The organism is Methylobacterium sp. 13MFTsu3.1M2, from assembly GCF_900112625.1.
In the GTDB taxonomy this organism is placed as follows: Bacteria; Pseudomonadota; Alphaproteobacteria; order Rhizobiales; family Beijerinckiaceae; genus Methylobacterium.
Window position 1 is genome coordinate 1 of the sequence record NZ_FOMM01000005.1, and the last position, 25,000, is coordinate 25,000.

Sequence of the window (25,000 nt, forward strand, 5' to 3'; positions counted from 1 at the left end):
CGTAGTGGGCGGGTCCGCAGGTCGCTCAGGGTCGGCCCAGAGGCGGGTCGGCGCGGGGGCATTTCCTCACCCCGCCGGGCAGAGTGCCGCCCGGTCTCACGCCCGCGTCCGAGGCACGCCCCGCACCGGTCCGTCGCCCGGGGCGATGGCGGCTGAGAGCCACCGACGCGGGCGCCGCCCCGTCCCCGGACCCGCACGGTCAGCCACCGGGCGGGCCCCCGAAGGACGGCCCGGGATCGCTCCCGGGCCGCCGCGGACAGGTGCGGTCAGGAAGCACAAAATAGGAACATTGTCAAGGGAAACTGAGCGGCGCAGCGCGGTCGACGCGCCTCCCCGTCATCGCGAGCGCAGCGAAGCGACCCAGGGCGGCGCAACATCGGCAAGGTCGCGCTGCTGGATTGCTTCGCTCCGCTCGCAAGGACGTCGGTGCCGAGAAACCATCGGCCGCAATTCCAGGGCCGGGGCTGGAAGACGGCCCCGTCCGGCGACATGCTGGCGCGGCGCCTCCCCCGCACGGACAGGGGGCGCCCGGACACTCGGAACAAGGACACCCGCATGGCCGCGCGCCTCGCCCTCCTCGGCCTCGGCGCGATGGGGCACCCCATCGCCCGCAACCTCGCGGCCAAGCGGGGCTCCGACGCCGAGACGCTCGTCGCGATCGACACCGACCCGGCGCGCCTCGCCGGCCTCGCCGCGCCGGGCCTCGTCGCCACCACCGATCCCGGGCAGGCCGCCGGCGCCGACGTGCTGTTCCTGTGCCTGCCGAACGGCGACGCCGTCGAGGCGGCCCTCCTCGGGGACGGCGCCCTGGCGGAGCGCCTCGCCCCGGGGGCGGTCGTGGTCGACCTCAGCACCATCGCGCACGCCAAGGCCCTCACGGTCGGCCGCGCCGTGGCGGCGACCGGGCGCGCCTTCGTCGACGCGCCCGTCTCCGGCGCGCCGGCCGGCGCCGAGGCCGGGACGCTCACCGTGATGTGCGGCGGCGCGGCCGGGGCGGTCGCGCGGGTGCGCCCGCTCCTGGAGCGGATCGGCACGACAATCCTGCACATGGGTCCGGCCGGGTCCGGCCAGCTCACCAAGACGATCAACAACGTGCTCTACGACATCAACATCGCGGCGCTGGCCGAGGTGCTGCCGATGGCCGTCGCCATGGGGCTCGACCCGGATCAGGTCGCCCAGGTGGTCACGACGGGCACGAGCCGGAGCTACGCGGCGCAGTACTTCGTGCCGCGGATCCTCCGGGGCCAGTTCGACGAGGGCTACCCGATGGGGGCGGCCTACAAGGACCTCGTCGCCGCCGCGGCGGTCGCGGCGGAGAACGGCTTCCCGATGCCGGTCACGGCGGCCGCCACCGCCACCTACCAGACCGCCCTGCGCCAGGGCCACGGCGACCGGGACAAGGGCGCCATGGTGCTGCCGTTCGAGGACCTGCTCGGGGTCCGTGTGCGGTCGCGGCCGTAGGGGCCGGCCGTAGCGGCCATCGGGCGGTCGATCCCGACCGACCCGCCCGCGCCCTGGATCTTACGGCAGCTCGAGCACGTCCCTCAGCGGCACGACCGCCAGGACCTGCCCCGACGCGTCGGCGATCTCGAAGACCTGCCCGGCCAGCACCGCGCCGTCGACCCGCTGGATCTCCAAGAGCGCCCGGGCGGAGCGCTCGGCCTCGGTGCGGGCGGCGTCGAGGTCGGGCAGGTCGGCGCCGTCGAGATCCTCGACCAGCCACTGACCGTCCCGGATGTGCAGGTAGAAGTGCGGCATAACCGCAGAACCGCGCTTACCGCCTCCGGTTGCGTCCCGGCCGCGTTGCGCGGACCGCGTGTGGCCTTTCGGTCACTCCGCGGCCTCGGTCTCCGGCACGGCGGCGTGGCCCGTCCGGGACGGGAGCACCGGCTCGTCGGCGCGCTGAAGCACCTCCAGGGCGGCGTCGGCCTCCCGCTGGCGGTCCCAGAGCGCCGCGTAGACGCCCCCGGCCTCCAGCAACGCGGCGTGGGTGCCGCGCTCGACGATGCGGCCGTGGTCGAGGACCAGGATCGCGTCGGCGTTGACCACCGTCGACAGCCGGTGAGCGATCACCAGGGTGGTCCGGCCGCGGCTGACTCGGTCGAGCGCCGCCTGGATCTCGGCCTCCGTGAAGGAGTCGAGCGCCGAGGTCGCCTCGTCGAGGACCAGGATCGGCGGCGCCTTGAGGATCGTGCGGGCGATGGCGACCCGCTGCTTCTCGCCGCCCGAGAGCTTCAGGCCGCGCTCGCCCACCGGTGTGTCGTAGCCCTCCGGCAGCCCCGAGACGAAGCGGTCGATCTGGGCGAGGCGGGCCGCCTCCCGCAGCTCCGCGTCGGTGGCGTCGGCCCGGCCGTAGCGGATGTTGTAGCCGATCGTGTCATTGAACAGCACCGTGTCCTGCGGGACCATGCCGATCGCCGCCCGGAGCGACGCCTGCGTCACCGCGGCGATGTCCTGCCCGTCGACGCTGATCCGGCCCCCTTGCGGCTCGTAGAACCGGAACAGCAGGCGCGAGAGCGTCGACTTGCCGGCGCCCGAGGGCCCCACCACCGCCACGGTCTGGCCCGCCGGGATCTCGAAGGTGACGCCGCGCAGGATCGGCCGCTCGGGATTGTAGGCGAAGCGCACGTCCTCGAACCGCACCGTGCCGCCCGCCACGGCCAGCGGGGCGGCGCCCGGCCGGTCGGCGATCTCGGGGTTCTGCCCGAGGATGCGGAACATGTCGTCGATGTCGATCAGCGCCTGTTTGATCTCGCGGTAGATCATGCCCATGAAGTTGAGCGGCATCGCGAGCTGCACCAGCATGGTGTTGGCGAGCACGAAGCCGCCGATCGTCGTGCGCCCGGCCAGGATGTCGCGCGCCGCGAGCCACATCACCACGGTCATGCCGAGCGTGAAGATCACCGCCTGCCCGGCATTGAGCACCGCCAGCGACACGTAGGTCTGCGTCGAGGCCTTCTCGTACTTGGCCATCGACTCGTCGTAGCGGCCGGCCTCCCGGGCTTCCGCGCCGAAATACTTCACCGTCTCGTAGTTGAGCAGCGAGTCGACCGCCTTGGTGTTGGCGTCGGTGTCGGAGGCGTTCATCCGGCGGCGGATCGCGATCCGCCACTCGGTCGCCTTGTAGGTGAAGGCCAGGTAGGCCGCGACCGTCAGGAACGCGGTCAGCGCGTAGGTCCAGTTGAACTCGTAGGCCAGCACGCCGAGCACCAGCACGAACTCGACGATGGTCGGCACCAGGGTCAGCACCATCAGGCGCGACAGCTCCTCGATGCCGGCGCGGCCGCGCTCCAGCACCCGGGTCAGGCCGCCGGTCTTGCGCTCCAGGTGGAAGCGCAGGGACAGGCGGTGCATGTGCTCGAAGGTCTGGAGCGCCAGCCGCCGCACCGCGTGCATCGCCACCTTGGCGAACAGCCCGTCGCGCACCTGCGTCAGCGCCGACATGGCGATCCGCGAGAGGCCGTAGAGGGCGATCAGCAGCATCGGCGCGGCGAGGAGGCCGGTGGGCACGGCCTCGTCCTTGCCGCCGACCGCCGCGACCAGCGCGTCGGTGATCCACTTGAAGGTGAACGGAGTCACCATGGTCACCAGCTTGGCGGCGAGCAGCAGGCCGAAGGCCAGGAAGACCCGGCGCTGCAGGTCGGGCCGGCCGTGGGGCCAGAGATGCGGCCAGAGCCGCCGGTAGGTGGCGATCAGGCCGGGGCGCTCGGCCGGGATCGGCGTCCCGGCCGCGGGCGCGGTGTTGTCGGTCATGAAGGGTTCTGCGGGGCGGGATGTCCTGGCCCCGCATATAGGCCCGCTGCCGCGCCGGAGCACCCGCGCTGCGTGCAGGCCCCCGCCTCACGCCCGCCAGAACGGCTTCGCGACCTCGGCGCGCAGGTCCCAGGGCTCGAGGCCGGCGTCCCGGGCCTGGTCGGGGTGGAGCGCCGCCAGGGCGCGGCGGGTGCGGATCCGCTGCAGCCACGTGCGGAGCAGGGACGGGCGCGCGGTCGGACGCGTGACGGCGGGCGAGGAGGACAGGGTGACGGCTTGCATCGCAGACGATCCGGTGGCGGGAAGGCAGTCCGGCCGGGATTGCTGGCGGAGCATTGATCCGATACAAATCTCGGATCAATCGAAACATTGACCTCGGAGCAATTATGCGCCCCGCGGATTACCGCACCGTCGCCGACGCGATCGCGGCCGACATCGCGGCGGGCCGGCTGCGCCCCGGCGCGCGGCTGCCGCCGCAGCGCGACTTCGCCTACGCGCGGGGCATCGCGGTCTCGACGGCGAGCCGGGTCTACGCCGAGCTGGTCCGCCGGGGGCTGGTGACCGGCGAGGTCGGGCGCGGGACCTACGTCCGCAGCGAGCCGGGGCGCGCCGGGTTGCTCCGCCCGGAGCCGCCCCCGGCCGCCCTCGACCTGCAGCGGACCCACTCGCGCCTGCCCGAGCAGGAGGCGGTCCTGGCCGAGACCCTGGCGGCGCTCGCCCGCGACGACGGCCAGATCGGCTTCACCCAGTACGGGCCCGCGGGCACGCCCTCGGCGCAGGCGATCGCCGCCGGGTTCCTGGCGCGGGCGGGCTACGCCCCCGATCCCGCCGACATCCTGTTCACCGGCAACGGCCGGCAGGCGCTGGCCGCCGCCCTGGCGGCCCTGGCGGCGCCCGGCGAGCGGATCGGCTGCGAGCCCCTGACCTATCCCGGGGTGAAGGGCATCGCGGCGCGGCTCGGGATCACGCTGATCCCGCTCGCCATGGACGCGGAGGGCGTCTGCCCCGAGGCGCTGCTCCAGGCCCACCGCGCGACCCCGCTGAGCGGCGTCTATCTCCAGCCGACCCTGCACAACCCCCTCGGCGCCACGATGGGGCCGGCGCGCCGGGCCGCCCTGGCGGAGGTGCTGGATCGGACCGGGCTCACCGCCATCGAGGACGCGGTCTACAGCTTCCTCGCCGAGGCGCCGCCGCTCGCCGGCCTCGCGCCGGACCGGGTGATCTTCGTGGACAGCCTGTCGAAGCGGGTGATGCCGGCGCTGACCGTCGGCCTGATCGCCGCGCCGCCTGCCCTCACCGACCGGCTCGCCGCCTCCGTCCGCCAGGGCGCCTGGACGGTGCTCGGCCTGTCGCTCGCGGCCGGCATGCACTGGATGGCGGGAGGCTCGGCGGCGGCGCTGGCCGAGGCCAAGCGCCGGGACGCCGCGGCCCGGCAGGCCCTCGCCCGGGCCGCGCTCGCCGACCTGCGGGTCGTGGGCGATCCGCAGGCCTACCACCTCTGGCTGGAACTGCCCGAGACGTGGCGGGCCGAGGCCTACGCGGCCGCGGCCCTGCGCCAGGGCATCGCCCTCCTGCCGGCCTCGTCCTTCGCGGTCCATCCCGGCCACGCGCCGAACGCGGTGCGCCTCGCCCTGGCCTCGCCGTCGCGGGAGGAACTCGACCGGGCGCTGCGCGGCCTGCGCCGGCTGGCCTTCGCGGGCGACGACCAGGTGGTGGAGTAGGCGCCGCCGCTCAGCCGCGCTTGTCGGTGGGCAGCACGAAGATCTGGCCCGGGTAGATCAGGTCCGGATCGCGGATCTGGTTCTGGTTGGCGTCGTAGATCACCGTGTAGCGCTCGCCCCGGCCATAGGTGCGCTGGCTGATCCGCCAGAGGTTGTCGCCGCGGGTGATCCGGGCGGTGCTGATCTCCGGCACGAACACCGCGCCGACCCGGTCCGGCTCCGCCATGTCGGCCACCTGGGGGTTCGAGACGGCGGCCGGCGGCGAGGCCGCGGCCGGCCGGTCCCGGTCGGCACCGTCGCGCGCGGCCTGATCGGGGCCGGCGCGATCCCGCGCGCCGCTCTGGGCGGGCGACGGTCCGGACTCGGCGGTCTCCCGGGCGGCGACCTGCGTCGGCTCCGGCACCGACAGGGGGACCGCGGCGCGGCTGGCGACCTTGCCGGTGGCCGGATCGACCTGGTCGATCCGCACCTGATACTGCCCGGGCTTGATCCCGCGCCCGATCGTGAAGGTCGCCCGGCCGTCCGGCCCGATGCTGCCCGGGGCGATCATCGTGTCGTTGAGGTAGAGCTGGATCCGCGCCCCCGGCGTGCCGGTGGCCGTGACGAACAGGCGGCCGTTCCCCTGCACGTCCACGCTGGCGATCCGGGTCGGTCCCGGCCCGGACGCCGCGGCCTCGCGGGTCTCCCCGCCCCCGGCCGGACGGCCGGCCCGCGCCGCGTCGGCGTCCCGGGTACCCGGCTCGGAAGCCGGACCGGAGGATCTGGCGCCGCCCTTCGCGTCGGCCGTCGCGCCCGGCGCGCCGGGCTGCGACAGCACGACGGTCGCGGCGTCCGGGGCGGTCAGGGCCACGAGGGGCTGGCGGTCCCGGCCAGGGGCCACGTCCACCGCGACGCTCTGCTGCGACTCGGTCGCGCGCCCGTCCGCGCCGGTCATGCGCAGGCGGAGCGTGCTGGCGCCCGTCGGCAGGGCCGGCGGCACGATCGCGAACTGACCGTTGGAATCGGCCTTCGCCCGGGCCATGGGCTTGCCGTCGACCAGCATCTCGATCGCGGCGTCCGGCGCGCCGCGGCCGGCCACCACGGCGTCGCCGTTCGGCTCGACGCGGACGATGTCGAAGCGCGGCGCCTCGGCCGCATCCGGCAGGCGCGCGTCCTGGCCCGGACCGGCCTGCTGCGCCCCGGCGGTGCCGGCCTGCGGCGCCCCGGGGGTGCCGGCGCGGGGGGGCTGCGGGAGCGCCGCCACGGGGCCCTCCCCCGGCGCCGGGCTCGCCCGGCCCGGCTTGTCGTCGCGGAAGTCGATCGTCGGGTCGGCGCGGCCGGCCAGGGCGCCCGGATCGGCGAGGCTGCGCAGGCTGCCGCTCGGCGCCGACGACGCGGACGGCTCGGGACCACCGCGCCCGGTGAGCCGCCGCAGGGAGTCGCCGCCGAACAGCGCCAGCACGAGTCCCAGTCCGCCGAGAAGGCCGGCCAGCGCCAGGGCGAGACTGCGCCGCACCTGTCTCGACATCGCCACGAAGGCCTCCCCTCATCCTGCCGCCGCCCGGCGGGCGGCCGTCCGCCCGCGCGAAAAGCCGTCGACGGCGCCGCCCATAATACCGTACATGGTCCCCACACCAAGCCGTCCTGCCGCCCAGGCGGGTGAATCCCACGCGAATTCAGCAGTTTGGCACGTGGAGTGCTGGGCGCGGGGCGCGATCTGGACGGCTCGCAACGGACGCGCGAGGAGGACGCCGGATGGCTCCGGTGAGGACAGTCTGTGTCTATTGCGGCTCCGGCTTCGGCCGCGACCCGGCCTTCCGCGAGGCCGCCGAGACCCTCGGGACCGCGGTCGCGCAGGCCGGGATGGGCCTCGTCTACGGCGGCGGCGACGTCGGGCTGATGGGCACGGTCGCGCGGGCGGCGCTCGCCGCCGGCGGCCACGTCACCGGCATCATCCCGGACTTCCTCCAGGCGCGCGAGCACATGCTGGCGGACATTCAGGAGACCGTGGTGGTCTCCGACATGCACACCCGCAAGCGCCTGATGTTCGAGCGCTCGGACGCGTTCGTGACCCTGCCGGGCGGCATCGGCACCCTGGAGGAGCTGGTCGAGCAGCTGACCTGGGCGCAGCTCGGGCGCCACCGGAAGCCGGTGGTGCTGGTCTCGGTGGCGGAGTTCTGGGCGCCGCTGCTGGCCCTGTTCGAGCACATGCGCGGCCACGGCTTCATCCGCGAGGGCCTCGACCTGAGCTACCTCGTCGCGCGCGACGCGGCCGAGGTGGTGCCGATGCTCCGCGCGGCCGGCCACGAGCCGGACCCCCAGGCCGAGAGCATCGTCCAGCAGCGCATGTAGGTGCGCGCGCCGCGCGGCGATGAGGATCACGAGGATGCGTGCGTCGATGCGTGCTTCACTGCTCGCGGCCCTGCCGCTCGCCGGCCTCGCCTCCGCGGCGGCGGCCGGCCCGTCGCCGGTCCTGCAGACCCTGGACTACGCCAACACCCGCTACTCGGCCCTCGACCAGATCGACGCCGGCAATGTCGGGCGCCTGAAGGTCGCCTGGACCTTCTCCACCGGCGTCCTGCGCGGCCACGAGGGTGCGCCGATCGTGGTCGGACACCTGATGTTCGTGCACACGCCGTTCCCCAACGTGGTCTACGCCCTCGACCTCGACCGGGGCGGGAGGATCCTGTGGCGCTACGCGCCGCGGCAGGACGCGAGCGTCATCGCCGTGATGTGCTGCGACACGGTCTCCCGGGGGCTCGCCTACGCGGACGGGCGGTTGTTCCTCCAGCAGGCCGACACCACCGTGGTGGCGCTCGACCCCGAGACCGGCCGGGTGCTGTGGTCGGTGAGGAACGGCGACCCGGGCCGGGGCGAGACCAACACCGCCACGGTCCTGCCGGTGCGCGGCAAGCTCATCGTCGGGCTCGCGGGCGGCGAGTACGGCGCGCGCTGCCACGTCACGGCCTACGACCAGGCGACGGGCCGGCGGCTCTGGCGCGCCTACGCCACCGGGCCGGACGCCGACATGTTGGTCGATCCGGAGACGACGACCGAGCTCGGGCGCCCGGTCGGCCGCGATTCCTCGCTCAACAGCTGGGAGGGCGACCAGTGGCGGACCGGCGGTGCCTGCAGCTGGGGCTGGTTCTCCTACGATCCGGACCTGAATCTCGTCTATTACGGCACCGGCAATCCCTCGACCTGGAATCCGAACCAGCGCCCGGGCGACAACCGATGGGCGCAGGCGATCATCGCCCGCGACGCCGATACGGGCATCGCCCGCTGGGTCTACCAGATGACCCCCCACGACCAGTGGGACTACGACGGCGTCAACGAGATGATCCTCACCGAGCAGGTGATCGACGGCCGCGCCCGGAAGGTGCTGACTCATTTCGACCGCAACGGCTTCGGCTACACGCTGGACCGGGCCACCGGCGCGCTGCTGGTGGCGGAGAAGTTCGACCCCACGGTGAACTGGGCCAGCCGGATCAGCGTGGATCCCGCCGCGCCCGATTACGGAAAGCCGGTGGTCGACAAGCGCTACGCCCCCGGCGAGGCCGACGAGGACGAAGCAACCAAAAATATCTGTCCCGGGGCGCTCGGTGCCAAGAACCAGCAGCCGGCCGCCTACTCCGCCAAGACGCGGCTGTTCTACGTGCCGACCAACCACATGTGCATGGATTACGAGGCGTTCCGGGTCACCTACACGCCCGGCCAGCCCTATGTCGGCGCGACGCTCACCCTGCACCCGCCCGAGGGCTCGGACCGGACCGGGGCGTTCATCGCCTGGGACGGCGCGAAGGGCCGGATCGCCTGGACGATCCCGGAGCCGTTCTCGGTCTGGTCGGGGGCGCTCGCCACGGCGGGCAACGTGGTCTTCTACGGCACGCTGGAGGGCTACCTGAAGGCCGTCGACGCGCGGGACGGGCACGAGCTGTACCGGTTCAAGACCCCGTCCGGGATCGTCGGCAACGTCACCACCTACCTGCACGGCGGCAAGCAGTACGTCGCGGTGCTGTCCGGGGTCGGCGGCTGGGCCGGGATCGGCCTGGCGGCCGGGCTGACCGACCCCGCGGACGGTTCGGGGGCGGTGGGGGGCTACGCGGCCCTGTCGCAGTACACGGCGCCGGGCGGGCAGCTCACGGTGTTCGAACTGCCGCAGTGAGCCGCTCCGGCGGCGTCCGCACGCGCCGCCGGGCGATTCGCACGGCATCTCCCTGACCTTCCGGGGCGCTCCCGCGCCGGGTCTGGCTGGACGCATCCCGGGCCGCCTCTCCTGTCCCGCATGACCCCGTCACCGGCGCCGGTGGCCGGCCTCGGGCGGGCCTATCCAGATGCGGCCGCGCCGCTCACGGCGATCGATGACCGGTCAGAAGTGCTGTTCGGGCAAATTCAAAAGTAAAAATTCTAATTTCTCAAATATAGCTATAAGAAATAAGCCGCCTCACAGAGTGTTGCTCAGAGGATACGAATCGAAAATGCGTCCGATTTTGAACGAACTATGACGATCTGCCGTCGATGATCTTGGATATGGGGCGCGCGACCGGCCGGACGGGGCGGTGTCGGGGAGCGCGTCATGAAACGAGGATATGGGGTCTCACTCGCCGCGCTGGCGGTCGTGCTGCTCGGTCCGGGCGCCCAGGCGCAGACGGCCGGCAACGGCGTCGACATCCTGTCGGGTTTCCGGCGGATCTGGATCCCCGGACGGACCTACGACACCGGATCGCCCACGGCGCTCGGGGCGCCCCTCCTGCTGCGCAACATCCAGATCGTCGCCGAGCGGGCGCGGGAGCGGACCGGCGCGCAGGAGATCGCCGCCTATTACGACGACCGCCGCAACCAGAGCTACAGCGTCATCGACGGCCTCGGGCCGCTGACCCAGGCCTATCTGGCGGGATCGGGGGCGACCACCACGATCCCGGCCTTCGACGCGACCACGTCGCGCGTGCAGTACGTCGACCAGGGGACCGGTGCCGGCGTGACGACGTCGCCCCTCGGGAAGGTCGTGCAGCTGGTCAACGCGTTCCGGACCAACGCCTCCACCGGCCCGGCCAAGGACGCCTACAGCTATCCGCGCCCCTGGCGGCAGAGCCTGGACGGCCAGAGCCTCGGCCTCGTCGTGCCGCCCTCCCTTGGGCCGGAGAAGAGCCCGACCCCCGCGACGGATGGCGGCTTCCCGAGCGGCCACACCAACGCCGCCTACCTGTCGGCCCTGGCCCTGGCCTACGCGGTCCCGCAGCGGTTCCAGGAACTGCTCACCCGCGCGAGCGAGCTCGGCGACAACCGGATCGAGGCGGGCATGCACTCGCCCACCGACGTGATCGGCGGGCGCGTGCTGGCGACCTACTTCGCCATCCGGGCGCTCAACGACCCGGCGAACGCGGCCCTGCTGGGCGAGGCCTTCGCGCAGGCGCAGAGCTACTTGAGCCAGGCCTGCGGCGGCCCGCTGGAGCAGTGCGCCCACGCGCCCGTGGATCCGGCCACCGACCGGTTCTCCGACTACGCGCGCAACAAGGCCGCCTACACGGCGCGCCTGACCTACGGCCTGCCGCCGGTCGGGCCCACGGACCGTCCGCCGGTGGTCCCGGCGGGTGCCGAGGCGCTGCTCGCGACCCGCTTTCCCTACCTCACGGCGGCGCAGCGCCGCGACGTGATCGCGACCACGGAGCTGCCCTCCGGCGGCTTCCTCGACAACGGGCTGGGCTACGACCGCATCAACCTGTTCGCCGCCGCCGACGGCTACGGCGCCTTCAGCGGCACGGTCACCGTCACGATGGACGCGGCCCGGGGCGGCTTCTCCGCCTACGACGTCTGGCGCAACGACATCGGCGGCGCGGGCGGCCTCGCGAAGCTCGGCAGCGGGACGCTGGTCCTGACCGGCGCCAACACCTACGCGGGCGGCACGACGATCGGCGGCGGGACGCTCGTCGGCCATGCCGGCGCCTTCGGCACGGGCGCCATCGTCGACGACGCGGCGCTCGTCGTGGATCAATCGACCGACGGGACGCTGGCCAACGCCGTCTCGGGCTCCGGGACCCTCACCAAGACCGGGGCGGGCACCCTCACGCTCACCGGGCTCAGCACGCTGACGGGCGCCACCGCGGTGCAGGCCGGTCGGCTCGTCGTGAACGGCGGCCTCGCCCACTCGGTCGTGTCGGTGCTGCCGGGGGCCGAGCTCGGCGGCTCGGGCACGCTGGGCGGGATCGTCGCGCTCGCGGGCGCCACGGTGGCGCCGGGCAATTCCATCGGCACGCTCACGGTCGCCGGCAACGTCGGCTTCGCGCCGGGCTCGACCTACCGGGTCGAGGCCGACGCCGCCGGCCGGGCCGACCGGATCGCCGCCACCGGCACCGCCACCCTGTCGGGCGGCACCGTCCAGGTGCGCGCCGCCTCCGGCGCCTACAACCCGCGCACCACCTACACGATCCTCTCCGCCGCCGGCGGCGTCTCCGGCCGGTTCGCCGGCGTGACCGCGAACCTCGCCTTCCTCACCCCAGGCCTGCGCTACCGGACCGACGCGGTCGACCTGACGCTCACCCGCAACGACGTGCCCTTCGCCGCCAGCGCCACCTCGCGCAACGGCGCGGCCGCCGCCAACGCGATCCAGGCGATGGGCGCCGGCCGGCTCTACGACGCGGCGGTCGCCTTCACGGCCAACGAGGCCGGCAGCGGCTTCCGGGCGCTGGCCGGCGACATCCACGCCGGCACCGTGTCCACCGCCTACGAGACCGCCTTCTTCGTGCGCGAGGCGGTGCTCGACCGCCTGCGCTGGGGCGATCCCGGTGCCGGGCTCGACGCCGGCGCCCTGCCGGCCGCCGACGCGGCCGACCTGCCCGGCCGGGCTGCGGTGGTGGCGACCGTGCCGGTGCGCACCCTCGACCCGCAGGTGTTCGGGCTCTGGGGCCAGGGCTTCGGCGCCTTCGGCACGGCCGATGGCGGCGGCAACGCGTTCGACCTCGACCGGCAGATCGCCGGCTTCGCGGCCGGCGCGGACGTGCGGCTCCCCAGCGGGCTGCGCTTCGGCGCGGTCGGTGGCTACACGGAGGCCTTCCTCGACAGCGCCGGCCGGGCGGGCGGCGCGAGCCGGGCGGAGAGCGCGACGCTCAGGAGCGGGTTCGGCGGCCTGTACGGCGGCTACGAGCTCGGCCCGCTGTCGCTGCGGCTCGGCGCGCTCTACGCCGACACGGACGCGCGCACCCGCCGGGCGGTGCTGTACGGCCTGTCCGACACGCTGAGCGGCCACGGCGGCGGCTCCACGGTGCAGGGCTTCGGCGAGATCGGCTGGAGGATCGCGCTGGGCACGCCGGCGGCGCGCTTCGTCGAGCCGTTCGCGGGCGGGGCCTATGTCGGCATCCGGCGCGGCGCCTTCGCGGAGGCCGGGGGCGCGGCGGCGCTGGCGAGCTTCGCGCGGGACTACGACCTCGGCGCGGCGACGGTGGGCATGCGGGCGCAGGCGCGCCTGGACCTGGGGCTCGGCCTGCCGGTGACGCTGCGGGGTCTCGTCGGCTACCGGCGCGCGTTCGGCGACGTCGTGCCGACGGCTCTGCTGGCCTTCGGGGCGGGCGGCCCGGCCTTCCTGAGCGCGGGGGTTCCGATCGCCCGGGACGCGCTGGTGGCGCAGGTGGGCCTGGACCTGGCGGTGGCGCCGGACGCGAGCCTGGGCGTGGCCTACACGGGTCAGACCGGCGCCCGCGCCCAGGACCAGGCCGTGACGGGCCGCTTCACCCTGCGGTTCTAGCGCGCGACGCCTGCGCGCCGACGAAGTCCACGAAGGCGCGCAGGGGCGCCGGCAGGTGCCGCCGGCCGGGATAGTAGAGGAACGGGCCGGAGAAGACCTGCCACCAGGGCTCCAGCACCGGCACCAGGGCGCCGCTCGCGAGCTGCGGCCGCAGCCAGTCCTCGAACAGGTGGACGATCCCGGTGCCGGCGACCGCCGCCTCGACCGCGAGGTCGCTGGCGGCGACCCGCACGATCAGCGGGCCGGACGGGTCCACCCGGACGATGTCGCCGTCGCGCTCGAACTCCCACGGCGCCGTCAGCGCGCCGCTGGGGAAGCGCCCGAGCAGGCAGGCATGGCCCAGGAGATCCCGCGGATGGTCCGGCCGGCCGCGCTTCTCGAGATAGGCGGGCGCCGCCGCGGTGGCGAAGCGCTGCCGCCGCGGGCCGATCGGCACGGCGATCATGTCCTGCTCCAGCCGCTCGTCGTAGCGGATGCCGGCATCGCAGCCCGCCGCCAGCACGTCCACGAACCCGTCCTCGACCACCACTTCCAGGCGGATCTCCGGGTAGGCCGCCAGGAACGGCGGCACGAGGGCCGGCAGCACCAGCCGGGCAGCGCTCAGCGGCACGTTGAGCCGGAGCGTGCCCGCGGGACGGTCGCGGAACCCGTTCACCACGTCGAGGGCGGATTCCACCTCGGCGAGCGCCGGGCCGAGCCGCTCCAGCAGGCGGGCTCCGGCCTCGGTCGGCGCGACGCTGCGGGTGGTGCGGTTCAGGAGGCGCACGCCGAGCCCCGCCTCCAGCCGGCGCACCGCCTCGCTGAGGCTCGACGCGCTCCCGCCGCTCGCCCGGGCGCCGTCGCGAAAACCGCCGGCCCGCGCCACGGTCACGAAGGCGGCGAGGTCCGTGAGATCCTGGGACATCGTTCGGGAATCCGCACAGGCCGTGCCGATTGTCACGGCTTATCGACGCAAAAACGGGCGTCTACATCCGGGCCACCAACAGGAGATTTGCCATGACCGATCTCGCGCAGGCCGAGACCTTCCAACTCGGCGACCGCACCGTGAAGCGCCTGGGCTACGGGGCCATGCAGCTCGCCGGGCCGGGCGTGTTCGGGCCGCCCAAGGACCGCGCCGAAGCGGTCGCGGTGCTGCGCGCGGCCGTGTCGGCGGGCGTCGACCACATCGACACCAGCGACTTCTACGGGCCGCACGTCACCAACCAGATCATCCGCGAGGCGCTGCACCCCTACCCGGACGATCTCGTGATCGTCACCAAGGTCGGCGCCAGGCGCGGGGCCGACGCCTCGTGGAACCCGGCCTTCTCGGCCGCGGACCTCACCCGGGCGGTCCACGACAACCTGCGCAACCTCGGCGTCGACGCCCTCGACGTGGTCAACCTGCGCCTGATGTTCGACGTCCACGGCCCCGCGGAAGGCTCGATCGAGGCGCCGCTGACGGTGCTGGCGGATCTCCAACGCCAGGGGCTGATCCGCCGGATCGGCCTGAGCAACGCGACGCCCCGGCAGGTCGCGGACGGGCGGCGGATCACCGACATCGTCTGCGTGCAGAACCAGTACAATCTCGCCCATCGGGGCGACGACGCCTTCGTCGACGACCTCGCGGAGGCCGGGATCGCCTACGTGCCGTTCTTCCCGCTGGGCGGGTTCAGCCCGCTGCAGTCGGACACCCTGTCGGCGGTGGCGGCCGGGCTGGGCGCGACGCCCATGCAGGTGGCGCTGGCGTGGCTGCTGCGCCGGTCGCCCAACATCCTGCTGATCCCGGGGACGTCGTCCCTCGGCCACCTCCGCGAGAACCTCGCGGCGGCCACGCTCGCGCTCCCGGATGAGGCGATGGCGGCGCTGGATCGGATCGGGGCGGCGTGAACGGTTTCCGTCCGGACGCTTCGGTTGGGAGCTCCCTCACCGTCATCACGAGCGCAGCGACGTGACCCAGGGCAGCGCGGCGACGGTCGGCGTCGCGCCGTCTAATTCGCTTCGCTCCGCTCGCAAGGACGGCGGTGCGGAAAGGAGCGACCCGAGGCCTACTTCGCCGTCATGCCGGCCACCATCGGGCAGCCGCCCTCGCTCATCGGGCGGAAGGCCTGCTCGGCCGGGATCGTCTCCAGCACCTTGTAGAGATCCCACGCGCCCTTCGACTCGGACGGCGCCTTGGCCTCGAACAGGTACATCGGGTGGATCTTGCGCCCGTCCGGCCGGATCATGCCCTTGCCGAACAGCGGGTCGTCGGTCGGCATCTCCTTCATCTTGGCGACCACGGCGGCGCCGTCCTTGGCCGAGTGCAGGGCCGCCACCGCCTTCAGGTAGTGCAGCGTGCTGGCGTAGACGCCCGCCTGGTACGAGGTCGGCTTCTTGCCGGGCATGCGCTTCTCGAACCGCTCCGCGAAGGCCCGGGTGCCGTCGTTGAGGTCCCAGTAGAACGAGGCGGTGAAGGCGAGGCCCTGCGCCACGTCCAGGCCCAGCGAGTGGATGTCGGTGATGGCGATCAGCAGGGCGGCGAGGGTCTGGCCGCCCTGGCGGATGCCGAACTCGTGCGCCTGCTTGATGGCGTTGGCGGCGTCGAGCCCGGCATCGGCGAGCCCGATCACCTGCGCGCCCGAGGCCTGGGCCTGGAGCAGGAACGAGGAGAAGTCCGGGTTCGGGAACGGCGTGCGCACGCCGCCGACGACCTTGCCGCCGTTCTTCTCCACCACCGCCTTGGTGTCGCGCTCCAGGGCGAGGCCGAAGGCGTAGTCGGCGGTGATGAAGTACCAGGACTTGCCGCCGCGCTTGAGGATGGCCTTGCCGGTGCCGTTGGCCAGCGCCGCGGTGTCGTAGGTCCAGTGCACGGTGTTGGGCGTGCAGGCCGGGCCGGTGAGGTCGGCGGTGCCGCCGCCCGAGTTGATGAACGCCTTGTTCTTCTCCTTGGTGATCTGCGCGATGGCGAGCGCCACCGAGGAGGTCGGCACGTCGAACACCGCGTCGACGCCGTCGCGGTCGTACCATTGCCGGGTGATCGAGGCGCCGACATCGGGCTTGTTCTGGTGGTCGGCGGCGACGACCTCGACCTTCAGCCCGTGTTCCTCCGGCTTGAAATCCTCGACCGCCATGCGGGCGGCCACCACCGAGCCCTCGCCGGTGGAGTCGAAGTAGACGCCGGAGCGGTCGTTCAGCACGCCGATCTTCACCGGCACGAGGTCGGCCGCGAGCGCCGCGCCGGCGCCGAGCGCGCACAAGCTCCCGAGCAGCGCCGCGGCGCGGTGGCGGAGCGTCATGTCTCTCTCCCTGTCGTGTCCACCCGGCGGCGTTGATCGCCGCTCGGGCTGCTTCCGAAGGCAGAGTATCCGTGGCGGTCCGCGGCTGGAACGGGTGCGCGTGAGGATGCCGGCGATCCGTCAGGGGCAGCCCTCCCCGCCCGAGACGGCACCGCCGTCTTTGCGAGCAGAGCGAAGCAATCCAGCAGCACCACGCTCGCCGAGGTCGCGCTGCCCTGGGTCGCTTCGCTGCGCGCGCGATGACGGGTGAGCGGCGGCGATCGGCCTCTCAACCGCCCCGCGGCGTCAGTCCAAAAATCGCCCGCGCCTGATCGGGCGTGGCCGGCTCGCGGTCGATGTGGGCCAGCAGGCTCACCGCCTTCTCCACCAGGGCGGCGTTGCTCGGCGCGAGCGTGCCCCGGGACAGGTACAGGTTGTCCTCCAGCCCGACGCGGACGTTGCCGCCCATGCCGGCGGCGACCGCGAGGATCGGGAACTCCTCCCGGCCGATGCCGAAGGCCGACCAGACCGCGTCCTCCGGCAGTCGGGCGCGCATCGCCACGAGGGCCTCCGGCGTCGCGGGCGCCCCCCAGGGGATGCCGAGGCAGATCTGGAACAGCGGCGGGCGCGCCAGATGCCCCTCGGCGATCAGGTGCCGGGCCAGCTCGATCTGGCCGAGATCGAACACCTCGATCTCGGGCTTCACGCCCGCGTCGCGGATGTGGCCCGCCATCGCCCGCAGGTGGCCGGGGGTGTTGAGGAACAGGTGCTCGCCGAAATTCATCGTGGCGATGTCGAGGGTGCAGATCTCCGGCCGCAGCGCCCCGACATGCCGGGTGCGGGCCTCCGGTCCCACGAAGGTCGTGCCCGGGCCGGCGACCGACGGGTCGGGGTCGCCCGGCACGAACCGGCCTCCCGCCCCCGTGGTCAGGTTGAGGATCACGGCGTCGTTCTTCTCGCGGATCCGCTCCACCACCTCGCGGTAATGGGCGAGCTCCATGCTCGGCGCGGCCGTCTCGGGGTCGCGGACGTGGATGTGGACCACGGCCGCCCCGGCGGCGGCGGCCTCGAGGGCCGACCGGGCGATCGCCTCCGGGCTCACCGGCACGGCCGGGTTCTTCCGCGGCGTGTCGAAGGAGCCCGTGAGGGCGCAGGTGATGACGGTGGTGCTCGCCATGTGTGTGCTCCCCGCGCGTCAGATCGCTCCGCCGTCGACCGTGATGGTCTCGCCCGTGATGTAGGCCGCGCCCGCGCCCAGGAAGAAGATCGTCTCGGCGATGTCCTCCGGGCGGGCCATGCGGCCGAGCATGGTGCGCCCCACGGTCGAGGCCTTGCGCTCCTCCGACCAGGGCTCGGTCCAGGGCGTGGCGACGAGGCCGGGCGCCACCGCGTTGACGCGCACGTCCGGCGCCAGGGCCCGGGCGAGGCTGCGGGTGAGGTTGATCAGCCCGGCCTTGCTCGCCGAGTAGGCGACCGACGAGCCGCGCCGCCCGAGGCCGGCCACCGACGCGGTGTTGACGATGGCGCCGCGGCTCGCCTTGAGGGTCGCGGCCGCGGCCTTCGCGCAGCGGAACGGCCCGAGCAGGTTGGTCGCCAGGATCGTGGCCCAGAAATCCTCGGTCATCGCGTCGAGGTCCTCGAAGGCGATGGGCGTGGTCGTGCCCGAAGTGCCGGCATTGTTGACGAGCACGTCGAGGCCACCGAGCCGGTCGATGCCGGCCGCAACCATCGCCTCGGCCTCGCCCGCCCGCGACACGTCGCCGGGCAGCGCGATCACCGCGAATCCGGCTCCGGCGAGCCGGGCGGCCTCTTCGGGGCCGCGGAGATCGTCCGGCAGGTGGTTCAGCGCCACGGTGGCGCCGTTGCGGGCGAAGATCGCGACGGTCGCGAGCCCGATCCCCGACGAGGCTCCGGTGACGAGGACGCGCCGTCCGGACAGGTCCGCTCCGATCATGATCCCTCCATCCGGCCGATCCCGGCCATCGCCGCCTTGAGCGCCAGGAGCTTGCGGTCGCGCTCGCGGAACAGCTCTTCCGGCGGCCGCCCGCCCCAGTCGAAGTAGCCCTTGCCGGCCATCACCCCGGTCCGGCCGGCGGCGCAGAGGGCGTCGAGGGTCTCGGAGCGGGTGCGCGGGGGCGGCGGCACGTAGCTGCCGTTGGCGAGCGCCCGCTGCGTCAGCTCCAGGCCGGTGAAGTCCGCCTTGGCGAGGTGGCCGAGGATCGGGATGCGCAGGGCGAGCCCGTGGACGATCGCGTCGTCGATGTCCCGCGGCGCGGCGACGTCCTCGTCGAGGAGCCGGAACACCTCGGCGCTGATCGCCTGCTGGATGCGGTTGGCGACGTAGCCCGGGATGAAGCGCTTCAGCACGATCGGGACCTGGCCCAGGCCGCGCACGAACTCGGCCATGGCGGCGACGACCGCCGGGTCCGTGCCGGGCCCCGGCACCACGTCGACGAGGTCGACGATGTAGGGCGGCGTGTACCAGTGCAGGATCAGCGCCCGCGCCTGCCGGCGCTCCGGGATCAGCGGGAAGACGTCGAGGTAGCTGGTGTTGCTGGCGAGGATCGCGTCGGCCGGGCAGAGCCGGTCCAGCTCGGAGAAGAGCGCGCGCTTGGCCTCCGGGTTCTCGGTGATCGCTTCGATCACGAGGCCGGCGCCCGAGACCGCCGCGTCGAGCGCCGCCTCGACCCGGACGGCCCGGGCCAGCCGCGCGGCATCCCAGCCCTCCGGGGCGGCGCCGGCCTCCCGCAGGGTCGCGAGGGCGGATTCCATCAGGCCGGGGATCCGCGCCCGGGTCTCGGGCCGCGTGTCGGTGATCCGCACGCCGTGGCCGGCGAGCGCCAGCACCAGGGCGATGCCGTGCCCCATCACGCCGCCGCCGACGATCGCGATCTCGCCCATGCCGCACGCTCCTGTCCCTGCCCCGGGTTCCTCTCGCGGGAATCCTCGGGTCGTCCGTCCGGCCTCAGCCGCCGCGCTGGTCCCGGCGCATCATGAAGGCCAGCTTCTCGAACAGGCTGACATCCTGCTCGTTCTTCAGCAGCGCCCCGTGCAGCGGCGGGATCAGCTTGCGGCCGTCCTGCTCGCGCAGGGTCTCGGGGGCGATGTCCTCGGAGACGAGGAGCTTCAGCCAGTCGAGCAGCTCCGAGGTCGAGGGCTTCTTCTTGAGGCCCGGGACCTCGCGCATCGCCAGGAAGGTCCGCAGGGCCTCCTCGACGAGGCGGTGCTTGATGCCCGGATAGTGGACGTCGACGATGCGCTGCAGCGTCTCGGAATCGGGGAACTTGATGTAGTGGAAGAAGCAGCGGCGCAGGAACGCGTCCGGCAGCTCCTTCTCGTTGTTCGACGTGATGATCACGATCGGCCGGCGCCCGGCCTTCACGGTCTCGCCGGTCTCGTAGACGTGGAACTCCATCCGGTCGAGTTCGGTCAGCAGGTCGTTGGGGAACTCGATATCGGCCTTGTCGATCTCGTCGATGAGCAGGACCGGGCGCTCGGGCGCGGTGAACGCCTCCCAGAGCTTGCCGCGCCGGATGTAGTTGGAGATGTCCGAGACCCGGGGGTCGCCGAGCTGGGAGTCGCGCAGGCGCGAGACCGCGTCGTACTCGTAGAGCCCCTGCTGCGCCTTGGTGGTCGACTTGATGTTCCAGACGATCAGCGGCGCGCCCAAGCCCTTGGCGATCTCCTCGGCCAGCACGGTCTTGCCGGTCCCGGGCTCGCCCTTCACGAGGAGCGGCCGCTCCAGGACCACGGCGGCGTTGACCGCCGCGGTGAGGTCGGGGGTCGCGACGTAGGTCTCGGTTCCGGAAAAGCGCATCGCGGTCTCGGAGAGAGGGGCTCGGGCCAAGGGGTAGCGCGCCGCGCCGCCGGGCCGCAAGCGCCGAGCCCTCCCGGCCGTCCCAGTCGGTGCCGGCTGATGCGCCCACCGAACGGTCCACGCCGTCATCACGAGCGAAGGGAAGTGACCCAGAGCAGCGGGACGTCCGGAGGCGTGGCGCTACTCTGGATTGCTTCGCTTCGCTCGCAAGGACGGTGGCGCCGCGAGCGATCTCAGCCCTTCTCGTGCCAGACGCAGTTCCGGGCGAGGATCTCGAGGTTGACGTCCGACTTCTGCGGCTGCGGCAGGGTCTTGCCGTCCATGGCGAGGTCGATCTTGATCTCGACCTGGCCCTTCGCCTCGTTGGAGCGGCGGGAGAAGTAGCAGTACTGCTGGTAGGGCTGCTCGGCGCTGTCCTTGAAGTTCCAGCCGGTCACGATCTGCCCGTCGAGGTAGGGCACCTGCTTGAACACCGTGAAGGTCGTGTTCACCGCGGCCTTGGAGGCCGGGGCGGCGTCGTTGCCGAGCTGCGCCTTGGTGGGCGTCGGCGTCGCCGGCGCCTTGGGCAGGCCCTCGAGCTTGAGGGTGTTGTCGGTGAGCGTGACCTCGCCCTTGGTCTTCAGGGTCACGTCCGAGAGCGCCGCCTGCATGGCGGCGGCGATCTTCTCGGCGGCGGTGTCGAACTGGTTCAGCGTCGCCCAGCCGTAGGCCGCCGCGCCGACGCCGATGCCCGCGAGGCACGCGAAGGCGCCGAAGCCCAGCGCCCGGAACAGGAAGGCCCGGGCCGCGACGTAGCTCGAATCCGCCCGCAGGCGGGAATTCACCTGCTGGGCGAGGGCGATGTTCTCGGGGGTCCCGCTCGCGACGTAGTTCATGCGCCGGCTCCAGCGGCAGGGAGGGTCGGGCCCGGATGGGTCTGGTTCGGCAGCGCCTGCTGGCCCTGGGCCGGCCGGTTCATCGGGATCACCGCGCCCGACGCGTTGGCGGCGCGCGGCAGGATCGGCTCGGGGTGCGAGCGCAGGGCGTCGGCGATCGCGTCGAGCATGTAGGGGGCCGCCTCCGGGTTCACGGCGGCGCCGAGATCGTCCTCGTCCATGAAGGTCCGGCGGGTCGAGACCGCGCAGAGCGCCAGGATCGTCGACGCGAAGGCGGCGCAGACCGCGGGCAGGAACACGAAGATCCGCAGGAAGGCGTGGACCTGGCTCTCGGTCACGTCGATCGGGTCGACGCCGTAGACCATGGCGGTGAAGGAGTGGAGCTGCGAGCGGTTGACCGCGTTCCGGTAGCCCTGCTCGGCATCGGCCACGCGCCGGTCGGCGGCGCCCGGATCGAGGGCGGCGCGCGCCTTGCGGGCCTCCTCCAGGTCCTTGATCATCCCGGCGCGGTCGGCGGACGCCTTGGCGACGCCCTGCGACAGGGCGGCGACGCGGGGATCGGCCACGCATTTCAGGTTCTGGTACTTCCGGCCCTTGCTGTTGGTGCCGAAGACCCGCTCGCAGCGCTGGGCCGGGAGGCCGGCGAGCTGCTGGGCGTTGTCGGCGGAGCGCTTCTCGATCTGGTCGAGCTCGGCCGTGTACTGCGCCACGCGCTCGTCGGCCGCCTTGATCCGGTCGCCGATCGTGGCGCGGTCGGCCTGGGCGTCCTTCAGGGCGGTCTTGGTCCGGGCCGCCTCCATCAGGCGGGGATGGAACATCATCTCGCCGAGCTGCGACACCGACTTGGTGGTCACGCCCGCCGCGAAGATGATGCCCAGCACGGCGAGGCCGCGCACGAAGTAGGAGCGCTGGGTCCGGGCCAGGATGCCGAGCGGCACGCGGCACAGCTCGACCGCGGCGTAGACCAGCGGCGCCAGCAGCATGAAGTAGAAGGCGTGCCAGTCGCCGTCGCTGTAGACGCCCGCGAACAGCCACGCGCCCCAGAGCGAGGCGCCGATCACCATGAACTCGACGAGGTACGCGATCGCCACGTAGCCCCACTTGATGCGGTAGCCCTTCTCGACGTGGCGCTGGTGCCGCCAGCGGTCCGACTCGAGCTTCCACTCGCGCTTCTCGCGCTCGAGGTCGCGGCTGGGGGGCGCTGCCGGACCGGCAAATATCGATTTGATGGAGATCATCGGCCTCGTCGCATCCATCCGGTCCAGTTCCGGGCCGAGCCCGGCCGAGCTTAACCCCCGGTTAACTCAGGCGTGTATGCGCGCATTGTGCCGATTTTGGGCCGCGTTGCACGCCTTCACCGCATGCCTCCTTTGGATGCCGTCCGCATCCCGCGTGCCGGTGACCGAAATGTCTCACCCGCGCCTGTATCCGGCTTGTGTCGGAACGCACATCCGCGGGGTCGATCGCGGCCGGAACCCGGTTGCCCCGGGGGCGCCGCCGACCCATGATCGCGCGGCCGTGAGCGGCGCTCCCCACCCCCGAGAGACGAGGTTCGATCCGCCGCCGATGCCAGAGGTCCACGCCGGCTCCTACAAGGAAGCGATCCTGTTTCTCGTCACAGCGGGCATCGTGGTGCCGCTGTTCCACCGCCTGCGGATCTCGCCGGTGCTCGGCTTCATCGGCGCCGGGGCCCTGCTCGGACCCTTCGGCCTCGGCCGGCTAGCCGACACCTATCCCTCCGTGCACCTCTTCACCATCGGCAACCGGGCCGAGATCTCGCACCTCGCCGAGTTCGGCGTGATCTTCCTGATGTTCATGATCGGGATCGAGCTGTCGTGGGAGCGCCTGCGGGTGCTGCGCCGGCTGGTCTTCGGCCTCGGCTCCCTGCAGGTGGGCTGCTCCGCGCTGATCCTCGGGGCGATCCTCTACGGGCTCAACGTGCCGCTCACCGGCGCGGTGATCGTCGGCATCGGCCTCGCGCTGTCATCGACCGCGGTGGTCCTGCCGGTCCTCGCCGAGCAGAAGCGGCTGAACGCGCCGACCGGGCGCACGAGCTTCGCGGTGCTGCTGTTCCAGGACCTGGCGGTGGCCCCGGCCCTGTTCGCGATCGCGGTGCTCGGCCGCGACGACGGCGGCGACAAGGGCTGGGCCCTCGCCCTGGCGCTGGGCCAAGCCGCCGTCGCGTTGGCCCTGATCGTGGTGGCGGGCCGCCTCGCCCTGCGCCCGCTGTTCCAGCTCGTGGCGCGCACGCGCTCCACCGAGCTGTTCATGGCCGCCTGCCTGCTGGTCATCGTCGGCACGGCGCTGACCGCGGCGGCGAGCGGCCTGTCGATGACGCTCGGCGCCTTCGTGGCCGGCCTGCTGCTGGCCGAAACCGAGTACCGCCGGGCCATCGAGGCGACGATCGACCCGTTCAAGGGCCTGCTGCTCGGCGTGTTCTTCGTCTCGGTGGGCATGAACCTCGACCCGGCGCAGCTGATGGCGACGCCGGGGGCGATCATCGGCCTGTCGCTGGCGCTGGTCCTGATCAAGGCCGCCGTGGTGATGATGGCGGCCCCCGTGCTGAAGATCCCCCGGCCGGTGGCGCTGGAGACGGCGCTCCTCCTCGGTCCGGGCGGCGAGTTCGCCTACGTGCTGATCGGCGGCGCCATGGCCACCGGCCTGGTGCCGGAGGAGGTCGGCGCGGCGGCCCTCGTGGTGACCACGGTCACGATGATCATGATCCCGGCGCTCGCCGCCGTCGGCCGCCGGCTCAAGCTGCGGGCGACCGCCAGCGCCCAGGCCACCGCCAAGGCGGAGCCGGTGCCGGAGCGCGTGGGGAACCGGGTGATCGTCGCGGGGTTCGGCCGCGTCGGCCGGCAGGTCGGCGAGATGCTGGAGCGGCACAAGATCCCGTACATCGCCCTCGATTCCGACGCCGCGCGGGTGGCCGAGCAGCGCCGCGCCGGGGCGCCGGTCTATTTCGGCGACAGCGGCAACACCGAGATGCTGCGCCGCTGCGACATCGCCACGGCCCGGGCGCTGGTCGTCACCCTCGACAATCCCCGCGCCGTCGAGGCGGCGGTGGCGGCGGCCCGCGCCGAGCGGCCGGACCTGACCATCGTGGCCCGGGCCCGCGACGCCCGCCACGCCTCCTCGCTCTACGAGCTCGGCGTCGACGACGCGGTGCCGGAGACGATCGAGGCCTCGCTGCAGCTGTCGGAGGCCGTGCTGGTCGATGTCGGCGTGCCGATGGGGCTGGTGATCGCGTCGATCCACGAGCGGCGGGACGAGTACCGCGCCCTGCTGAAGAAGCGCGAGGGCGAGTCGAAGCCGATCTTCCGGGCCCGCCGGACCGTCGGGAAGGCACTCGGCAAGGCCCCGGTCAAGCGGGAGCCCGAGCGCCAGGAGGCGGCCGGCCAGGAGGCCTGAGGGGGCGGCCTGAGGGGGCGGCCTGAGGCGGGAGATCCGAGCGGAGGTCCCGGAGGCCCCGCTCAGATCAGGACCGGGTGCGCGTCCTCGTGCTTGGCCCGCCGCGCCGCGCGGCTGCGCGGCGCCGGCTCGAACCCGTCGGCGAAGCTGCACCGGTAGACCAGCTCGTCCGCCGGCCCGAGGCCGGTGACCAGGGGCACCGTCACGGTGTCGCCGGAGAAGCGCCAGCCGCGGGCGCCCTTGTCCCAGTAGAGCCAGACCGTCCCGGGATAGCCCCGCAGGGTGAAGACCGCGGCCTTGCGCGACAGGGCCTGCACCGCCCGCGGGGCGTACATGCCCTTGTCGCGGTAGGCGTCCCGGGTCGCCTCCGGCTGGCGGTCCATGAAGGTGTTGCGCACCAGCTGAATCGTCGCCCCCGGCTTCCCGAGAAACCGCTTGAATTCCGTCAGATTCCGCAGGATGACCGCCATCGC

Annotated in this window: 20 protein-coding genes; 7 read left to right on the top strand and 13 right to left on the bottom strand. The window is 73.1% G+C overall.

Translation table 11 applies throughout. The annotated features are described in order from the left end of the window. Positions 1 to 555 precede the first annotated feature (555 nt). Positions 556 to 1,461, top strand: a complete 906-nt coding sequence (locus tag BM314_RS04690; protein WP_056532754.1) for an NAD(P)-dependent oxidoreductase — start codon at positions 556 to 558, stop codon at positions 1,459 to 1,461. A gap of 60 nt (positions 1,462 to 1,521) precedes the next feature. Here BM314_RS04690 and BM314_RS04695 read toward each other — a convergent pair whose 3' ends face one another. The 3 genes from BM314_RS04695 to BM314_RS04705 all read right to left on the bottom strand — a co-directional run bounded on the left by BM314_RS04695 (position 1,522) and on the right by BM314_RS04705 (position 4,035). Further along, positions 1,522 to 1,758, bottom strand: coding sequence for a DUF6894 family protein (locus tag BM314_RS04695; protein ID WP_020092366.1), 237 nt, complete (start codon positions 1,756 to 1,758; stop codon positions 1,522 to 1,524). Positions 1,759 to 1,830: 72 nt separating this feature from the next. Beyond that, a complete protein-coding gene (locus BM314_RS04700; RefSeq protein WP_091977155.1) occupies positions 1,831 to 3,753 on the bottom strand; it encodes an ABCB family ABC transporter ATP-binding protein/permease in 1,923 nt (640 codons plus the stop codon). An 87-nt stretch (positions 3,754 to 3,840) separates the two neighbouring features. Beyond that, the gene (locus BM314_RS04705; RefSeq protein WP_020092364.1) at positions 3,841 to 4,035 is read right to left on the bottom strand and encodes a DUF1127 domain-containing protein; all 195 of its coding nucleotides are present in this window, start codon (positions 4,033 to 4,035) and stop codon (positions 3,841 to 3,843) included. Between the two features lie 104 nt (positions 4,036 to 4,139). On the opposite strand from BM314_RS04705, the gene BM314_RS04710 reads away from it, so the two are divergent. After that, entirely contained in the window at positions 4,140 to 5,474 is a 1,335-nt protein-coding gene (locus BM314_RS04710) for an aminotransferase-like domain-containing protein (protein ID WP_091977157.1), read from the top strand. 10 nt (positions 5,475 to 5,484) lie between these two features. Here BM314_RS04710 and BM314_RS04715 read toward each other — a convergent pair whose 3' ends face one another. Then, on the bottom strand, positions 5,485 to 6,981 hold the full coding sequence (locus BM314_RS04715; RefSeq protein ID WP_091977158.1) for a LysM peptidoglycan-binding domain-containing protein: 1,497 nt from the start codon (positions 6,979 to 6,981) through the stop codon (positions 5,485 to 5,487). A gap of 227 nt (positions 6,982 to 7,208) precedes the next feature. Between BM314_RS04715 and BM314_RS04720 the strand changes: the two genes are divergently transcribed. The 3 genes from BM314_RS04720 to BM314_RS04730 all read left to right on the top strand — a co-directional run bounded on the left by BM314_RS04720 (position 7,209) and on the right by BM314_RS04730 (position 13,191). Next, the gene (locus BM314_RS04720) at positions 7,209 to 7,805 is read left to right on the top strand and encodes an LOG family protein (RefSeq protein WP_091977160.1); all 597 of its coding nucleotides are present in this window, start codon (positions 7,209 to 7,211) and stop codon (positions 7,803 to 7,805) included. Between the two features lie 34 nt (positions 7,806 to 7,839). Continuing rightward, on the top strand, positions 7,840 to 9,618 hold the full coding sequence (locus tag BM314_RS04725) for a methanol/ethanol family PQQ-dependent dehydrogenase (protein WP_091977161.1): 1,779 nt from the start codon (positions 7,840 to 7,842) through the stop codon (positions 9,616 to 9,618). 411 nt (positions 9,619 to 10,029) lie between these two features. After that, positions 10,030 to 13,191, top strand: a complete 3,162-nt coding sequence (locus BM314_RS04730; protein WP_091977163.1) for an autotransporter domain-containing protein — start codon at positions 10,030 to 10,032, stop codon at positions 13,189 to 13,191. Here the strand turns inward: BM314_RS04730 and BM314_RS04735 are convergent. After that, the gene (locus BM314_RS04735) at positions 13,175 to 14,095 is read right to left on the bottom strand and encodes a LysR family transcriptional regulator (RefSeq protein WP_091977164.1); all 921 of its coding nucleotides are present in this window, start codon (positions 14,093 to 14,095) and stop codon (positions 13,175 to 13,177) included. The genes BM314_RS04730 and BM314_RS04735 overlap by 17 nt on opposite strands. 92 nt (positions 14,096 to 14,187) lie before the next feature. Between BM314_RS04735 and BM314_RS04740 the strand changes: the two genes are divergently transcribed. Further along, positions 14,188 to 15,057 carry an aldo/keto reductase family oxidoreductase gene (locus tag BM314_RS04740; RefSeq protein WP_091977166.1) on the top strand — a complete coding sequence of 290 codons (870 nt, stop codon included), beginning with the start codon at positions 14,188 to 14,190 and terminating at the stop codon, positions 15,055 to 15,057. Between the two features lie 158 nt (positions 15,058 to 15,215). Here the strand turns inward: BM314_RS04740 and BM314_RS04745 are convergent, their stop codons facing one another. From BM314_RS04745 to BM314_RS04775, 7 genes are all read right to left on the bottom strand, one after another. Further along, the gene (locus BM314_RS04745; protein ID WP_091977168.1) at positions 15,216 to 16,445 is read right to left on the bottom strand and encodes an ABC transporter substrate-binding protein; all 1,230 of its coding nucleotides are present in this window, start codon (positions 16,443 to 16,445) and stop codon (positions 15,216 to 15,218) included. 268 nt (positions 16,446 to 16,713) lie between these two features. Further along, positions 16,714 to 17,601: a beta-keto acid cleavage family enzyme gene (locus BM314_RS04750; protein ID WP_091977169.1), complete on the bottom strand. Its 888-nt coding sequence runs from the start codon at positions 17,599 to 17,601 to the stop codon at positions 16,714 to 16,716. 18 nt (positions 17,602 to 17,619) lie between these two features. Then, positions 17,620 to 18,378, bottom strand: coding sequence for an SDR family NAD(P)-dependent oxidoreductase (locus BM314_RS04755; protein WP_091977171.1), 759 nt, complete (start codon positions 18,376 to 18,378; stop codon positions 17,620 to 17,622). Then, positions 18,375 to 19,325 carry a 3-hydroxyacyl-CoA dehydrogenase family protein gene (locus BM314_RS04760; protein WP_091977172.1) on the bottom strand — a complete coding sequence of 317 codons (951 nt, stop codon included), beginning with the start codon at positions 19,323 to 19,325 and terminating at the stop codon, positions 18,375 to 18,377. The genes BM314_RS04755 and BM314_RS04760 overlap by 4 nt, the downstream gene beginning before the upstream one ends. Positions 19,326 to 19,389: 64 nt before the next feature. After that, positions 19,390 to 20,241 carry an AAA family ATPase gene (locus BM314_RS04765; RefSeq protein WP_091977174.1) on the bottom strand — a complete coding sequence of 284 codons (852 nt, stop codon included), beginning with the start codon at positions 20,239 to 20,241 and terminating at the stop codon, positions 19,390 to 19,392. A 233-nt stretch (positions 20,242 to 20,474) separates the two neighbouring features. After that, complete coding sequence (locus BM314_RS04770; protein WP_020092351.1) at positions 20,475 to 21,116, bottom strand: hypothetical protein; 642 nt, start codon at positions 21,114 to 21,116, stop codon at positions 20,475 to 20,477. Beyond that, complete coding sequence (locus BM314_RS04775) at positions 21,113 to 22,372, bottom strand: hypothetical protein (RefSeq protein WP_020092350.1); 1,260 nt, start codon at positions 22,370 to 22,372, stop codon at positions 21,113 to 21,115. Before BM314_RS04775 ends, BM314_RS04770 begins: the two co-directional genes overlap by 4 nt. A gap of 310 nt (positions 22,373 to 22,682) precedes the next feature. On the opposite strand from BM314_RS04775, the gene BM314_RS04780 reads away from it, so the two are divergent. Continuing rightward, entirely contained in the window at positions 22,683 to 24,527 is a 1,845-nt protein-coding gene (locus tag BM314_RS04780; protein WP_091680219.1) for a cation:proton antiporter domain-containing protein, read from the top strand. 62 nt (positions 24,528 to 24,589) lie between these two features. On the opposite strand, the gene BM314_RS04785 is transcribed toward BM314_RS04780, so the two are convergent. Continuing rightward, positions 24,590 to 24,997: a hypothetical protein gene (locus tag BM314_RS04785; protein ID WP_020092348.1), complete on the bottom strand. Its 408-nt coding sequence runs from the start codon at positions 24,995 to 24,997 to the stop codon at positions 24,590 to 24,592. Positions 24,998 to 25,000 lie beyond the last annotated feature (3 nt).

What these genes read in the sequence shown, in the direction of transcription:
- BM314_RS04690 (WP_056532754.1), top strand. Translation starts at nt 556, where the DNA reads ATGGCCGCGCGCCTCGCCCTCCTCGGCCTCGGCGCGATGGGGCACCCC.
- BM314_RS04695 (WP_020092366.1), bottom strand. Translation starts at nt 1,758, where the DNA reads ATGCCGCACTTCTACCTGCACATCCGGGACGGTCAGTGGCTGGTCGAG.
- BM314_RS04700 (WP_091977155.1), bottom strand. Translation starts at nt 3,753, where the DNA reads ATGACCGACAACACCGCGCCCGCGGCCGGGACGCCGATCCCGGCCGAG.
- BM314_RS04705 (WP_020092364.1), bottom strand. Translation starts at nt 4,035, where the DNA reads ATGCAAGCCGTCACCCTGTCCTCCTCGCCCGCCGTCACGCGTCCGACC.
- BM314_RS04710 (WP_091977157.1), top strand. Translation starts at nt 4,140, where the DNA reads ATGCGCCCCGCGGATTACCGCACCGTCGCCGACGCGATCGCGGCCGAC.
- BM314_RS04715 (WP_091977158.1), bottom strand. Translation starts at nt 6,981, where the DNA reads ATGTCGAGACAGGTGCGGCGCAGTCTCGCCCTGGCGCTGGCCGGCCTT.
- BM314_RS04720 (WP_091977160.1), top strand. Translation starts at nt 7,209, where the DNA reads ATGGCTCCGGTGAGGACAGTCTGTGTCTATTGCGGCTCCGGCTTCGGC.
- BM314_RS04725 (WP_091977161.1), top strand. Translation starts at nt 7,840, where the DNA reads ATGCGTGCGTCGATGCGTGCTTCACTGCTCGCGGCCCTGCCGCTCGCC.
- BM314_RS04730 (WP_091977163.1), top strand. Translation starts at nt 10,030, where the DNA reads ATGAAACGAGGATATGGGGTCTCACTCGCCGCGCTGGCGGTCGTGCTG.
- BM314_RS04735 (WP_091977164.1), bottom strand. Translation starts at nt 14,095, where the DNA reads ATGTCCCAGGATCTCACGGACCTCGCCGCCTTCGTGACCGTGGCGCGG.
- BM314_RS04740 (WP_091977166.1), top strand. Translation starts at nt 14,188, where the DNA reads ATGACCGATCTCGCGCAGGCCGAGACCTTCCAACTCGGCGACCGCACC.
- BM314_RS04745 (WP_091977168.1), bottom strand. Translation starts at nt 16,445, where the DNA reads ATGACGCTCCGCCACCGCGCCGCGGCGCTGCTCGGGAGCTTGTGCGCG.
- BM314_RS04750 (WP_091977169.1), bottom strand. Translation starts at nt 17,601, where the DNA reads ATGGCGAGCACCACCGTCATCACCTGCGCCCTCACGGGCTCCTTCGAC.
- BM314_RS04755 (WP_091977171.1), bottom strand. Translation starts at nt 18,378, where the DNA reads ATGATCGGAGCGGACCTGTCCGGACGGCGCGTCCTCGTCACCGGAGCC.
- BM314_RS04760 (WP_091977172.1), bottom strand. Translation starts at nt 19,325, where the DNA reads ATGGGCGAGATCGCGATCGTCGGCGGCGGCGTGATGGGGCACGGCATC.
- BM314_RS04765 (WP_091977174.1), bottom strand. Translation starts at nt 20,241, where the DNA reads ATGCGCTTTTCCGGAACCGAGACCTACGTCGCGACCCCCGACCTCACC.
- BM314_RS04770 (WP_020092351.1), bottom strand. Translation starts at nt 21,116, where the DNA reads ATGAACTACGTCGCGAGCGGGACCCCCGAGAACATCGCCCTCGCCCAG.
- BM314_RS04775 (WP_020092350.1), bottom strand. Translation starts at nt 22,372, where the DNA reads ATGGATGCGACGAGGCCGATGATCTCCATCAAATCGATATTTGCCGGT.
- BM314_RS04780 (WP_091680219.1), top strand. Translation starts at nt 22,683, where the DNA reads ATGCCAGAGGTCCACGCCGGCTCCTACAAGGAAGCGATCCTGTTTCTC.
- BM314_RS04785 (WP_020092348.1), bottom strand. Translation starts at nt 24,997, where the DNA reads ATGGCGGTCATCCTGCGGAATCTGACGGAATTCAAGCGGTTTCTCGGG.